The sequence below is a fragment of the Banduia mediterranea genome, from assembly GCF_031846245.1.
In the GTDB taxonomy this organism is placed as follows: domain Bacteria; phylum Pseudomonadota; class Gammaproteobacteria; order Nevskiales; family Nevskiaceae; genus Banduia; species Banduia mediterranea.
On sequence record NZ_JAVRIC010000014.1, the window covers coordinates 1 to 13,702 of the forward strand.

Genomic DNA, 13,702 nt, shown 5'->3' on the forward strand with positions numbered 1-13,702 from the left:
GTCATTGAGGAAGATTGCTTGACGGGCATTGCCGCGCGCCATCACATGATCGATCGCGCCGGGGAATTCGATACGCAGAGGGCGGGCCATGCGGGGAACGTAGCGAAGCCAAAGAAATTTGGCAAGGAACAAGACCTGACCCCGACGTCTGTTCGAGACCTGACCCCGACGTCTGTTCGGTCGCTTCTTCGGTACTACGGGCGCATCCGACTTCTCGACGGCGTCGGTGGCGGGATTTCGGTTTCCCTTCCCCGCCACGCCCGACTCACTACCCTCGGGCACCGTTGAGACCTCCCAGCTCCTGTGCAAGTGACTTCCCGGCATGCTCAGGGTCTCCGACCGCGCAGGATCACAGCGCGGCTCGCGTGTTGCGCCGCGCTGTATGTGGCCTTCCGCCTTGGGGAACGGCGTCAGCATCCCGAATCGAAAATTTCGCGGCTCAATGGCTCGCCTGCCGGTGTCCCCTGTCAACGCTTCGTCGCTCACCTCGCGATGACCAACGCATGACTCGGGGGCCAAGACGGTTCGCTACTCCTTTCCTGTATTGGACTTTCACCAACTATCACTTGCCAGTTTGTGCTGGCGCACTCCCCTTTTTTGCGACTTGTCGCCGCCACAGAGCAGAATTCTGCGTCGGTGATCGACGAGGTGCGGCAGACCGGCCCGCAGGACTGAGGCGGGAACGCCAGGGCGCGCTCCCGCCGGTTCCGCTCAGACCCGAAGCCTGCGTTGACGTCCCGCGACGGCGAAGCCCAGCAGCGCGAGCATTCCCCAGCCCAGCGCGCCGCCGTCGTCGTCATCATCATCATCATCATCATCATCATCATCATCATCATCATCATCATCGTCTTGGTCCTCATCACCCTCGTCGGCAGCCGCGGTCGTCAGCTCGAAGCTGCCGCTGCTGTCGCCCAGGTTCAGTGTCACCGCCCGGGTCTCGCCGGGCGTCGACGACGCGATCGCACGCAGTTGCACGCGATCACCGGCCTGGGCCGTGGCGGCCGCGGTACTGAAAGCGTTGCCGTTGAGGCTGTACTGCCCGCCGCTGACTTCCAGCGGCAGGCTGAGTTCGAAGCCGCTCAGCATGACGCTCGGCGAGGTCACCTGCGCACCAGCCTGCGCATTCGGCACGGCTCCGAAGTCGAAGTCGTCCGGTTCGGCATCGAAGCTGATGCGCATCAGGGTCGGGTCGTGGTCGCTGATCTGGTCGACGAACTGCGCGTTGACGTGCACCACATCGAACTCGGTGCGATCCAGCAGGGCTTCGCTGACCAGGGCGTGATCCAGGGTCTGCGAATTGCCATCGAACACGTAGCTGTAGCGCTCCTGCGGCGCCAGCAGTTCGTCGATCAGATCGAACAGGACCGGCGTATCGCCACCGCGAAGGATGGACAGCGGCGGCAGGAAGCTGAATTCGTTGAGGTCACCGACCACGACGATCTGCGCGTTGCCATCGACCGCCAGCACCGAATCGACGAAGTCGTTGACGACCTGCGCCTGTGCCTCGCGCTCAGCCTGGCCACCGTTCTCGAACGGCTGCTCGGCACCAAACAGATAGCCGCTGCCGCCCTTGGAGGACCAGTGGTTGTTGATCAGCAGCAATCGCTGTCCCTTGAAATCGAACAGCGCGGCGAGCGGCTTGCGCGTGGACGCCCAGGCCTCGTTGGCGGGATCGACCCGCCCCGGACTCAGGCTCAGCGCCAGCGCGCCGGCTGCTTCGGTGGCTTCGGTGCCGGTGGTGGAATCGCCGGCACCCTGCACACCGTCGAGCAGACTGACGCGAGACTCATCGTAGAGGTAGGCCACACGGATATTGCCGCCCGGCAGTCCGCCATCCTGCCCGTCCACCGGCGTGATCTCGATGTAGCTGTAGTCCGGGCCACCGGCATCAGCAATCGCCACGCTCAGCGTCGCGAGCGTTTCGTCGCCGGCAACCACCCCGTCGTCCGTGCAGCCGCTGTTGTCCTGAACTTCCTGCAGGGCAAGGATATCCGGCGCGCCGAGATGCGAGACGATCTGATCGGCGATCGCCGCGAACTTGCCGCCCGCGATGTCGGCGTCCGGGCAGCCGCTGGCGCCGGGGTTGGGATCGTCGTCGTTCGGGTCGAGGTTCTCGACGTTGTAGCTGCCGATGGTGAGACCACCGAAATCCGCGCTCAGTGTCGTGGTCTCACGTTCCAGCGTGCCGGGGCTGATTTCGCCCAGCGCCGTGATGAGCACTTCGAAATAGCCGAAGCCATACGAGAACACGCCATCGACGCTGGCAATGCGGTCACCGGGCTGCGCGTCCGTCGGCGGCTCGATGCCGAATCCGGCGTCGATCTGGATCCGCTCCGGGTTGTAATCGACGAGGCCCTCGCCATTGTCGGTCTGGGTGAGGCCGCCGCGCGCGTTGACGCCGCTGGCGCCTTCGCCGCCGTCGGCAAGCACCCACACTTCGCCATACTGATTGGTCGGCGCAATCACCAGCGCGTCGTCGATGTGTACCAGCATGCCTTCCAGGCTTTCGTAGAAATCGATGCCGTCCTGTTCGGGGTCGTAAGTGGTCTCCGATGCGACCTCGACCGAGCCCTCGGTATCGTCGTCGATGATCGTATTCGGCGGCAGGCGCCCCGCCGCACCGAGCACGGTCGGCGTCACCGCCATCCCGTCGAACAGCGCCGATCCGGCGACCACCATGGGTGAGGTCAGTTCGGTGATGCTGAGATTGCCGGAGCTGTTGCCGCCCGGACGATATTCGTCCACCGTGCCGGTCACGGTCACAGCCTCACCGACCGCAACGCCCGGCGCGGCGGCGGTATAGACGTAGATTCCGTCCGAGGTCGCCAGATCGTCATCGCCTTGCGGATCCTGCAGATAAAAGCCGGAGCCGCCGACAGCGGTGACAATGCCCTGCGTCACGACCAGAATCCCGTCCACCGCGGACAGATGCGCGGCCCCCTGAATCTCGAAGATGCGCAGGGCGCGCGCGTCCGGCGTCTCGCCGCCTTCGCAGGCGTCCACGCCGGGGCATCCGAGCCCGTCGAAGCTGTTCTGCGCGACGCCGGCCCATTCGACGCTCGGATCGAAGGCGTCGGAGGCGTCGCTGTCGCCGCTGGTGACGCTCGGCAGGCGTCTCAGCGTATTGTCCGCGGTGCTGGTGTCACCGCTGCCCCATTCGCTGCCGGGATCGACGCCGATCTGGCCAATGGCATCGACGATGACACCCGATTCACCACCGCTGCGCAGAACGAAGGCATCGTCACCATTGAAATTGACGGTGCCGCTTTGCAGGCCGCAGACGTCGATAATGGCGCCATCGGCACCCGAATTGCAGACCACCAGCGTCTCGCCGGCCGCCAGCGTGCCGGACAGCTCCTCGGTGCTGGTGATGTCGACACTACCGTTGGAATACAGCTCGATGCGATAGCCGGCCGCGCCGAGATCCACACTCTCGCTGCCGGCGTTGTGGATTTCCACGGCCTTGTTGTAGCTGGAACCTTCGACGTATTCGCTGAATAACACATCGGCGAAAACAGACGGACTGGCGGATACCAGAGCGGCCAGCAGCAAGCCGCGCACGCGCGCATCGAGCATGGGGAACTCCACGGATTTTCGGGGGGCTGCGAGTCTAAGTCGAGCATGTTGCATGCCGACTTCGCGTGGATGTCACGACGATTAAGGCATCCAGGGCCGCCTTAATGCGCAAGCCGGCAGTGGTCGTGGTTGCGGCGATCAGATTGACGACGACCTCGTGGCTTACCAGGGGTCGGCCACGCCAGTTCTCGGTAATGTGGCAGAACAACCGGTGCTCGATCTTGTTCCACTGGCTGGTGCCTGGCGGAAAGTGGCAGACGGAGATCTTCAATCCGGTGTCGTCGGCCAGACTCTGCAGCGATACCTTCCACAGGCGGGCACGCGAGCTGCTGCCGCCGCCATCCTCTGAAGCGCCTGCATCGGCGGACGATGCGGGAGCGGAGCTGAAGAAGGTGGACGGGCCGGCGCTGAATGCCCGGAGAACGATTCGATCCGCGGCGGCTATGGCGCGGGTCTGTAGACGCCATCCGACACGCCGCCGAACAGCGAATCGAGCAGCTGCGCGAGTTCGTCGGCGCGCAGCGGCTTGGTCAGGTGCGCGCAGAATCCGGCAGCAGCACTGTCCTCGCGATCCTGATCCTGTCCATAGCCCGTGGCTGCGATCAGCCTGGGTGGCCGTTCGACCTGCGCCGTGATTTGGCGGGCAACCTCCAGACCGCTCATGCCGGGCAGGCCGATGTCGAGAATGACGGCTTCGGGCGCACCGGTTTTGACCGCCGCCAGCGTGGAGGGGCCGTCGTAGGCGACGTCGGTGTGGTACCCCATCCGCTGAAGCAGCAGCGCCATGGTTTTCGCCGCATCCCGGTTGTCGTCGACCACCAGGATGCGGCGCTGCGCCGTTCCACCGGGCGGTTTTTGCGCCGCCGCGCCGGTCTCCGCCGGGGGCTGGGTTCTGGGCAAGCGCACGATGAATTCGCTGCCCTTGCCGGGGTGCCCGGAACTGTAGGCGGCGATGTCTCCACCGTGCAGCGCCACCAGTTGCTGCACCAGGCTCAGCCCGAGTCCCAGTCCACCCTGGCTGCGCGCCACGTCCTGTTCGCCCTGCACGAACAGGTCGAACACTTGCGGCAGCAGCTTCGGCGGAATCCCGATCCCGTTGTCGCTGACGGACAGCTCCGCATTCAAGCCGGCTTCATCCAGGCGCACGGCAATACGGCCGCCGGGCGGCGTGTACTTGGCTGCATTGGTGAGCAGGTTGCCGATGATCTGCGCGACTCGCGTGCGGTCGCCCCGGACCCAGAGTTCGGGACACTCGATATCCACATCGAGCGTATGCGAGCGACTCCGGATCAAAGGCTCGGATGCTTCGATCGCCTCCAGGGTCGCCTCGCGCAAGTCCAGCGGCACCAAGTCGAGACGCAGTTTGCCGCTGGTGATACGGCCGACGTCGAGCAGATCGTCGATCAGACGTCGCATCTGATCGACCTGCCGCGCGATCACGTCCCGTGTCATGCGCAGCGTCGCCGATTCGATGGATTCCATCTCCATGATCGTCAGTGCGCTGACGATCGGCGCCAGCGGATTGCGCAGCTCGTGGCCGAGCATCGCGAGGAAGGTCGTGACGCGGCGCCCTTCCTCCTCGAGCACGCTGATCCGGCGCCGCTCCGTGAGATCGCGCGTGACCTTGGCGAACCCGATGTGTCGGCCGCTGTGGTCGCGCACCGCGGTGATCACCACGCTGGCCCAGAAGCGCGTACCGTCCTTGCGCACGCGCCAGCCCTCGTCCTCGAAACGCCCGTCCGCGAGCGCGCGGCGCAACTCCTCGGCCGGCCAGCCGCTTTCGGCCACGTTGCGCGGATAGAACACCGAAAAATGCTGGCCGATGATTTCCCCGGCCTCGTAGCCCTTGTTCAGCCTGGCGCCGGCGTTCCAGCTGGAGATGATGCCATCCGGATCGAGCATGAAGATGGCGTAGTCCTTGATCCCTTCCACCATCAGCCGGAAGCGCTCTTCGCTCGTGCGCAGCAGCTCTTCCTGCTGCTGCCGCTCGCTCAGGTCGCGCGTGATCTTCGAATAGCCGCGCAGCCCACCGTCGGCATCGACCAGGCGCGTAAGCACGACGTTCGCCCAGAAGCGCGTGCCGTCCTTGCGCAGCCGCCAGCCTTCGTCCTCGAAACGTCCCTGCGCACGTGCCGCATCAAGCTCGCGCTGCGGCCAGTCGACATCCCGCAGCTCGGGCGGATAGAACATCGAGAAGTGCCTGCCGATGACCTCGGACGCCTCGTAGCCCTTCATCTGCTGAGCACCGGCGTTCCAGCTGAGGATGCGACCCTCCGGGTCCAGCAGGAAGATCGCGTAGTCGAGCACCGAATCGACCATCAGACGATAGTCCGCGTCGCCGACTGGCCGAACCGCGGGTGCTTCGGCCGGCATTGGCATGCCCCCTTCTTCCGGGCCGGCATTTTTCATGGCACAGCGTCCTTGAAAACCTGGCGTATGGTCGAGCGAGTGTAGGCCAGACTTGGGGCGTGCCGATAGCGGCCGACGGCCGCTTCGGGGACAGGCCGGCGGCTGGGCTTATCCGGCGGCACGCGCCCGTGCGATGGCGGCGCGCACCTGTCCTGGGCTGGTGCCACCGATGTGGTCGCGCGCGGCGACGGAGCCTTCCACGGTCAGCACCGCGTACACGTCCTCGCCGATCAGGGCCGAATAGCCGCGCAGGGTGTCGATCGGCAGCTCCGAAAGATCGCAGCCCTGTTCCACGGCGTGCCCCACGGCGGCGCCGACCACGTGATGCGCGTCGCGGAACGCCAGCCCCTTGCGCACCAGGTAGTCGGCCAGATCGGTGGCGGTGGAATAGCCCTTGAACGCGGCTTCGCGACAGGTTTCGCGGTTCACGCCGATATGCGGAAACATGTCCGCGTACAGGCGCACGCAGGCGGATACCGTATCGATCGCGTCGAACAGCGGCTCCTTGTCTTCCTGATTGTCGCGGTTGTAGGCCAGCGGCTGGCCCTTCATCAACACCAGCAAGGCCTGCAGATCACCGATTACACGACCGCTCTTGCCACGGATCAGTTCGGGCACGTCCGGGTTCTTCTTCTGCGGCATGATGCTGGAACCGGTGCAGTAGCGGTCCGGCAGGCGGATGAAGCCGAACATCGGCGTGACCCACAGAATCAGCTCCTCGCTCCAGCGCGACAGGTGCACCTGGGTGAGGCTGGCGGCGGCGCAGAACTCGATCGCGAAATCCCGATCCGAAACGGCGTCCAGCGAATTCTCGGTCACCCCGTCGAAACCCAGTTGCTCGGCGACATATTCGCGGTCGATCGGATAGACCGTGCCGGCCAGCGCGGCCGAACCCAGCGGCAGAATATTGGTGCGGCGGCGCGCATCGATGAAGCGCGCACGGTCGCGCAGTATCTGCTCGCGCCAGGCCAGCATGTGATGGCCGAAGGTCACCGGCTGCGCGATCTGCAGGTGGGTGAAGCCCGGCATGATCGAATCGGCCTCGCGTTCGGCCAGATCCAGCAGGGCGTCGGCGAGGCGCGTCATGTCCGCCACCAGTGCGTCGATAGCGTCGCGTACATAGAGGCGGATATCGGTGGCGACCTGATCATTGCGGCTGCGCCCGGTATGCAGTTTCTTGCCGAGTTCGCCGATGTTCTCGGTCAAGCGCGCCTCGATGTTCATGTGCACGTCTTCGAGCGCGGTCTTCCATTCGAAGCGACCGGCTTCGATGTCGGCAAGAATGGCGTCGAGCCCGTCGACGATGATCTGGGCCTCGCCGTTCGCCAGCACGCCGACGCGCTCGAGCATGCGCGCGTGCGCCTGCGAACCGCGAATGTCGTGACGGTACAGGCGTTGGTCGAAGCTCACCGATTCGGAGAACCGCTCGACCAGTGCGGACGTGGATTCGCTGAAGCGTCCGCCCCAGAGTTTGCGATTGCCGTCCTGTGAATCCTGGCTCATGCATCCAACCTTCAAATTTGGGGCCGTAGTATAGAGGGCGCGTGGGGACGGATAGACGGCAGAACGGAAGTGGTGGTTCGCGCACCCGGGCCGGCTCCAATATAGTCCGCGCAACCGGGAGCGACGCCGCGTCGCGTCGAAGCACGAGCCAAGAGTCAAATATCATCAACGTGAACACCAGCCAGCCGTCGATCGATCTGCAGGGCCTGATCCCGAACTTCTGTCAGTGGCGGTCGCTGCTCACGCTGATGGTGCTGATGGAACTGGTCGCCGTGGTGCTGACGCTGGCAGGTCCAGCCGACGCCTCGCTGTTTCCGGCGCGCTTCATGTTGATCTCGCTGTACCTGCAATGGCTCGCCATCAGCGTGGCCGGCGTCTTGTGCGTGGCGCGGCGCTGGCTGCTGGTGGCGCGGGCCAGGATCGTGTTCTTCGTGAGCTGGGGCCTGATCCTGGCGGTGACGACCATCGTCAGCGACCTGGGCTATCGGCTGGCGCAGCTCGTGATCGACCAAGTGTATCTCTCGGGTGAAACCCGCTACCAGTTCGTGCTGCGCAATCTGGCGATCAGCGCCATCGTGGGCCTGATGCTGTTGCGCTATTTCTGGGCGCGCGACCAGTGGCGCAGCCAGGTCACGGCCGAGGGCGAGGCGCGCTACCAGGCGCTGCACGCGCGCATCCGGCCGCACTTCCTGTTCAACAGCCTCAACAGCCTGGCGGCGCTGATCCCGATCAAGCCGGCGGCGGCGGAAATGATGGTTGAGGATCTCGCCGACCTGTTCCGCGTGAGCCTGGACACGCGCCACCGGCTGGTGCCGCTGCACGAGGAGCTCGACCTGGTACGCAAATATCTGCGCATCGAACAGACGCGGCTCGGCGCGCGCCTCGGCGCCGACTGGGACGTACCGGAATCGCTGATGAACGCGCAGATCCCGCTGCTGACGATCCAGCCGCTGGTGGAGAATGCGGTCTATCACGGCGTGGCCAAGGTGGCCGGCGCCGCAACCATCGCGGTGCGCGCCCAGGACAACGGACACCACATGCTGATCGATGTTGAAAACCCCCTGCCGCCCGATGACGAACCGGGCCATACCGGTTCGCGCACGGCGGTCGAAAACATTGCCCAGCGCCTGCGCCTGATTTACGGTGAGGGCGCAACGTTGGCGCTGGATCGCAGCGAGGGTGTGTTTCGAGCCCGGCTGCGTTTACCGATAGTGGACGCAGGAAAGTCCGGATACCAAGCATGAGAGTCGTAATCGTCGATGACGAACCCTTGGCGCGTGAACGCCTGCGCCGCCTCCTGACGGAGTTCCCGGGCTATGACGTGGTCGGCGAGGCCGGCGACGGCGAGGCCGCCCTGGAACTGATCGACGAGGAGCAGCCCGATCTGGTGTTTCTGGACATCCGCATGGGCGGCATGGACGGCCTGCAGGTCGCGCGGCAGCTATCGGAGGAGGACGTGCCGCCAGCCGTGATCTTCACCACGGCCTACGCCGAGCACGCGCTGTCGGCTTTCGACACCGCGGCGACCGCCTATCTGCTCAAACCGATTCGCAAGGAAAAACTGCTCGACGCGATGGTCAAGGTGCGGCGTCCCAGTCGCGCGCAACGCCCTGGCGGTGAAGCCAAGCCCGGCGACCGGCCCAAGCGCGAGTTCGTGCTGGCAACCACACGCGACGGCCTGATCCGCGTGCCGGCCGATGACATCGTCTACTTTCTGGCCGATCAGAAATACACCACCGTGCACCATCTGCATGGCGAGGTGCTGATCGAGGAGTCACTGAAAACCCTGGAGCATGACTTCGAGCCCTGGTTCCTGCGCGTGCACCGCAAGGCGCTGGTGGCCACGCGCTTCATCCAGGCACTGGAGCGCGGTCGTGGTGAGGACGAGCATCACTGGTTGCGACTGCGTCACGCCCATAAACTGTTGCCGGTGTCGCGGCGCCGCCTGGCCGAGGTCCGTCGTTTCATCACCGAAAGTTCACACGGCGAATAGACGTCGTCCGGACTTCCTGCACGCCGCCCGTCGTTCAAGGTCGCCATTACATGAATTCGCGCAGCCTGCGCATCGCCACCCGCCGCAGTCCGCTCGCCCTCTGGCAGGCCGAGCATGTGAAAGCGCGCCTGTGCGCGGCGCACCCAGGACTTGGGGTCGAATTGCTGCCGATGAGCACCGCCGGCGATCGCCTGCTCGGCCAGTCCCTGGCCACGGCCGGCGGCAAGGGCCTGTTCGTCAAGGAACTCGAAGTGGCCATGCTGGAAGGCCGTGCCGATCTCGCCGTGCATTCGATGAAGGACGTGCCTGTGCAGCTTCCGGACGGCATGACGCTGGGCGCGCTGCTGGCCGGTGAGGATCCGCGAGACGCCTTCGTTTCGAATGCACATGAGAGCCTCGACCATCTGCCGCGCGGCGCCATCGTCGGCACCGCCAGCCTGCGCCGCGCCTCGCAGCTGCGCGCGCTGCGTCCGGACCTGGCGGTGGAACCCTTGCGCGGCAACGTCAACACCCGTCTCGCCAAGCTCGACAACCGCGAGTACGACGCGATCATCCTGGCCTGCGCCGGCCTCGACCGCCTGGGTTTTTCGGAGCGGATACGCGAGCGTTTCGCAGTCACGCGGATGCTGCCGGCGATCGCGCAGGGCGTGGTCGGCGTGGAATGTCGCGCAGACGACCAGCAACTGCACGACTGGCTGGCGCCGCTGCACGACGAACACTCGGCGCTGCGTTTGCGTGCCGAACGCGCCTTCAACGCGCGTCTAGGCGGCGCCTGCCAGGTACCGGTGGCCGGCCACGCCACCGCGAGCGGCGAGCGCCTGCGGCTGGTCGGGCTGGTCGGCGCAGCCGATGGTACGCAGATCGTTCGGGGCGAGATCGGAGGTCCGGTCGACGAGGCGGCGCAGCTCGGGTTGAACCTTGCCGAGCGCCTGCTGGACGATGGCGCCGCTGCGATCCTGCGCAACCTCGGCATCGAGGTCTGAGATGAACGAGCCGATTGATGGCAAAGCGACCGAGCCGGCGGATACGAGCCTGCTGGGCCGCCGTATCCTGGTGACGCGCCCGGCAGCGCAGGCCGAGGCCTTGTGCGCGGAAATCGAACGCCGAGGTGGAACCGCACTGCGTCTGCCGCTGCTTTCGGTTGAAGCCGTCGGCGACACAGCCCTGCAACGACTGGCGGCGAATACCGAAGCCGACTGGTGGATCTTCACCAGCAGCAACGCGGTGCGCTTTGCCGCGCAGGCAGAAGGTCTCGCATGGCCCGCGCAGATCGCCGCCGTGGGCGCGGCCACCGCGCATGCGCTGGAGTCCGCCGGCCATCCGGTGCAGGCGGTTCCCAGCCACTCATATTCCAGCGCCGCGCTGCTGGAACTGCCGCCGATGCAGGCTGTTTCCGGCAGTCGCGTGGTCATCGTGACCGGCGAGGAGGGCCTGCCGACGCTGGCCGACAGCCTGCGCGCGCGCGGCGCCAAGGTCGAGGTGGTTCCGGTCTATCGGCGCGTCCGTGTGCCCTACGGTGAGGCCGAGATCGCGGCGGCGATCGAACGCAGCGACCTGTTGATTTTGACCAGTGGCGACGCTCTGCAACACCTGCTCGAATCGATTCAGAATGATGCCGTTCGTGCACGCCTGCTCAGGCTGCCGGTGGTGGTCCCGAGCGTGCGTGTGCTAGAACTGGCGACGGCCGCAGGCTTTGAACGGGAGCCGATACTCCCGAATTCGATGTCCGACGCGGCGCTGGTGCAAGCCCTGGAACGTTGGGGGGCACCCACTGAGCCTGCCCCACAATCACCGATGACCGAACCGAATCCCATTCCAGAAAAGCCCATCACCTCACCGCCGCCGCCAGCTTCGCAGTCGCGCGCGCCGGCCCCGGCCGCACCGGCGGGGCGTCGCGGTGTTCTGGGCTTCTTCGTCGGTCTTGCCTGGCTAGTGCTGTTGCTGCTCACCGCCGTGGTCGCCTACGGCGGCTGGATGGCCTGGCAGTTTCGCGAACAGGCGCTGGACGCACTGGACGCGCAGCAGACGCTGCTGTCACGGACCTCGCGCGACGCGACCGGCGCCGGCGCGGAACTGCGCCAGCTGGAAACGCGCCAGGGCGACCTTGGACAAACTCAGCGCAAGTTCGGCAGCGAACTGGAGACCATGCGCCAGCGCTTCGATGACAGCGAGAAAATGCTCGCCGAGATTTCGGAATCCGTGCGTGGCGGCCGTACCGACCTGCAACTGGTCGCGGTCGAGCAACTGCTGTTCATCGCCAACGAACGCCTGCAGCTCGCCCGTGATGTTCCCGGCGCAGCACGCGCGCTGGATCTGGCCGACCGCCGCCTCGCGGTGCTCGCCGATCCTCGCCTGTTCAAGGTGCGCGAGGCGATCGCCGCCGAAAAGCGGGCGCTGGCCTCGCTGCCGGCAGCCGATCGCGCCTCGGCGGCGCTGGCACTGTCGAGCCTGATCGTGCAGGTGCCGAACCTGCCGCTGGCCCGCAGCCGTCCCGACAACTATCAGGTTGGATCGCCGGCCGACGTCGGCACGGCGCAGGACATGCCCTGGTGGCGCGTCGCCTGGCATCGGATGGGCTTGGCCCTGTCCACGGTGTTCACCCTGCGCCGCAGCGATGCGCCGATCGAACCCCTGCTCGCGCCCGAACAACGCGAACTGGTCCAGACCATCTTGCTGCTCAAGCTGGAGGCGACGCGCGCGGCCCTGCTCGGTGGCAATACCGGCCAATTCCGCGAGAGCCTGACCAGCGCGATCGATTGGCTGCGTGCGCGCTACGCGCTGTCCGACCCGGCGGTGGCCTCGGCCGTCGACGAACTCCAGGCGCAGCAACAACTCGAACTGGAACCGCCGCTGCCGGACCTCACGAGCAGCCTGACGGCGCTGCGCGGCGTCATGGAAGCACCGTCGCCGCGCCAATGATTCAAGTCCTGATCCTGCTTGCCCTCGTCTTCGCCGCCGGTGCCGCGGCCGCCGTACTGATGGGCGATCAAAACGGCTACGTCCTGCTGAGCTACGGCCACTGGACGCTGGAAACCTCGGTCGTGATCTTCGTGCTGAGCCTGCTCATCGCGTTGTTGCTGCTGAACTACGGCCTGCGCCTGCTGCTGGGAACCTTGCGGCTGCCGACGCGGGTTCGTAGCGCCTACGACCAGCGCCGGCAGCGCCTGGCCCGCGAATCCTTCGAGACGGGCTTGCTGGACTGGCTGTCCGGGCGCTGGCACCGCGCCGAGGTCGAATTGGTGCGCCGTGCCGCCGATCATGACGCCGGCGGACTCAACATGCTGCTCGCCGCTCAGGCCGCGCACCACAGCGGTGAAACCGAACGTCGCGATCATTACCTGCGCCTGGCGCTGGAGCGCGAGGATCCGCAGCTGCGTTTCGCGGCACGGCTGCTACGCGCACGCATTGCGATCGATGACGGCGATTACGCCTATGCGCAGGAACGCCTGCCGACACTGCGCGAAGAAGCGCCCAGGCACAGCGGCCTGGTGGAACTTTCGGCGCGGCTGTACCGCGAGAGCGGGGACTGGGAAGCGCTGCGAAAGCTGCTCATCGAGAGCGAACGCATGAAGGTGTTTGCGCCCGCGCAGTTCCGTGCCCTGCTGATCGAGGCCAGCCATCGCGGATTGACGCAGGCTGCGGCAAGCGGGCGTCTGGACGCCGCCAAGGCGCTTTGGGCCCAAACGCCGACGGCGCTGCGTGGCGAGCGCGAGGTGCGCAACGCCTACATCCGGGCACTGGCGCAGCTGAATGCGCACGCCGAAGCGGCGGCGCTCATCGCCAATGTGCTGAAGACCGAGTGGGACGCCGAACTGGTGCAGGTGTTCAGCGCGCTGTCGCCGCCCGACGGCATCGGTGCGCTGGCCTCGGTCGAGCAATGGCTCAATCAGTACGGCGAGCGCCCGGAGTTGCTATATGCCGCGGCCCGCGCCTGTCTCGACAACAAACTGTGGGGCAAGGCGCGCGCCTATCTGGAGGCGGGCCTGCGCATACGGCCGGACGCGGCGACCTATCTCGAACTGGCGCGGCTGATCGAACGCAGCCCCGAAGGCGGCGACGCCGACGCAATCTATCGCGAAGGCCTGGCGGCAGCCGTCAAACCCGCCGTCTGAGACACGACGATGCACTTTCGGCGGCTCGCCATCCAAGGCTGCGAACAGAAGTTTCCAAGCCCATAGGCGCGGAGTATGCTAGCGCCCCTTTTCGCCAGCCGGGACCCTG

8 protein-coding genes and 1 pseudogene are annotated in these 13,702 nt (G+C 66.0%); 5 read left to right on the forward strand and 4 right to left on the reverse strand.

Going from position 1 to position 13,702, the window contains the following annotated elements; genetic code table 11:
* Positions 1 to 711: 711 nt before the first annotated feature.
* From RM530_RS10595 to argH, 4 genes and pseudogenes are all read right to left on the reverse strand, one after another.
* A complete protein-coding gene (locus RM530_RS10595; RefSeq protein ID WP_311365200.1) occupies positions 712 to 3,576 on the reverse strand; it encodes a DUF8508 domain-containing protein in 2,865 nt (954 codons plus the stop codon).
* Positions 3,577 to 3,664: 88 nt separating this feature from the next.
* A pseudogene (locus RM530_RS10600) lies at positions 3,665 to 3,919 on the reverse strand (ISAzo13-like element transposase-related protein); the annotation flags it as partial.
* 98 nt (positions 3,920 to 4,017) lie between these two features.
* On the reverse strand, positions 4,018 to 5,955 hold the full coding sequence (locus RM530_RS10605; RefSeq protein ID WP_432276090.1) for a PAS domain-containing hybrid sensor histidine kinase/response regulator: 1,938 nt from the start codon (positions 5,953 to 5,955) through the stop codon (positions 4,018 to 4,020).
* A gap of 138 nt (positions 5,956 to 6,093) precedes the next feature.
* A complete protein-coding gene (gene argH / locus RM530_RS10610) occupies positions 6,094 to 7,488 on the reverse strand; it encodes an argininosuccinate lyase (RefSeq protein ID WP_311365202.1) in 1,395 nt (464 codons plus the stop codon).
* Positions 7,489 to 7,658: 170 nt separating this feature from the next.
* Between argH and RM530_RS10615 the strand changes: the two genes are divergently transcribed.
* Genes RM530_RS10615 through RM530_RS10635 form a run of 5 tightly spaced genes read left to right on the forward strand, consistent with a single transcriptional unit; the run spans position 7,659 to position 13,593 of the window.
* On the forward strand, positions 7,659 to 8,732 hold the full coding sequence (locus tag RM530_RS10615) for a sensor histidine kinase (RefSeq protein ID WP_311365203.1): 1,074 nt from the start codon (positions 7,659 to 7,661) through the stop codon (positions 8,730 to 8,732).
* A complete protein-coding gene (locus RM530_RS10620; protein WP_311365204.1) occupies positions 8,729 to 9,481 on the forward strand; it encodes a LytR/AlgR family response regulator transcription factor in 753 nt (250 codons plus the stop codon). Before RM530_RS10615 ends, RM530_RS10620 begins: the two co-directional genes overlap by 4 nt.
* Positions 9,482 to 9,531: 50 nt before the next feature.
* Positions 9,532 to 10,464 (forward strand): hydroxymethylbilane synthase, encoded by a 933-nt coding sequence (gene hemC / locus RM530_RS10625; RefSeq protein ID WP_311365205.1) that lies wholly within the window; start codon positions 9,532 to 9,534, stop codon positions 10,462 to 10,464.
* A gap of 1 nt (position 10,465) precedes the next feature.
* Positions 10,466 to 12,400 (forward strand): uroporphyrinogen-III C-methyltransferase, encoded by a 1,935-nt coding sequence (locus RM530_RS10630; protein WP_311365206.1) that lies wholly within the window; start codon positions 10,466 to 10,468, stop codon positions 12,398 to 12,400.
* Positions 12,397 to 13,593, forward strand: coding sequence for a heme biosynthesis HemY N-terminal domain-containing protein (locus RM530_RS10635; RefSeq protein WP_311365207.1), 1,197 nt, complete (start codon positions 12,397 to 12,399; stop codon positions 13,591 to 13,593). The genes RM530_RS10630 and RM530_RS10635 overlap by 4 nt, the downstream gene beginning before the upstream one ends.
* The last annotated feature ends 109 nt before the right edge of the window (positions 13,594 to 13,702 follow it).

Coding starts and splice junctions, on each gene's coding strand:
- hemC (WP_311365205.1), top strand. CDS start 9,532: ATGAATTCGCGCAGCCTGCGCATCGCCACCCGCCGCAGTCCGCTCGCC.
- RM530_RS10635 (WP_311365207.1), top strand. CDS start 12,397: ATGATTCAAGTCCTGATCCTGCTTGCCCTCGTCTTCGCCGCCGGTGCC.
- RM530_RS10595 (WP_311365200.1), bottom strand. CDS start 3,576: ATGCTCGATGCGCGCGTGCGCGGCTTGCTGCTGGCCGCTCTGGTATCC.
- RM530_RS10620 (WP_311365204.1), top strand. CDS start 8,729: ATGAGAGTCGTAATCGTCGATGACGAACCCTTGGCGCGTGAACGCCTG.
- RM530_RS10605 (WP_432276090.1), bottom strand. CDS start 5,955: ATGCCAATGCCGGCCGAAGCACCCGCGGTTCGGCCAGTCGGCGACGCG.
- RM530_RS10630 (WP_311365206.1), top strand. CDS start 10,466: ATGAACGAGCCGATTGATGGCAAAGCGACCGAGCCGGCGGATACGAGC.
- argH (WP_311365202.1), bottom strand. CDS start 7,488: ATGAGCCAGGATTCACAGGACGGCAATCGCAAACTCTGGGGCGGACGC.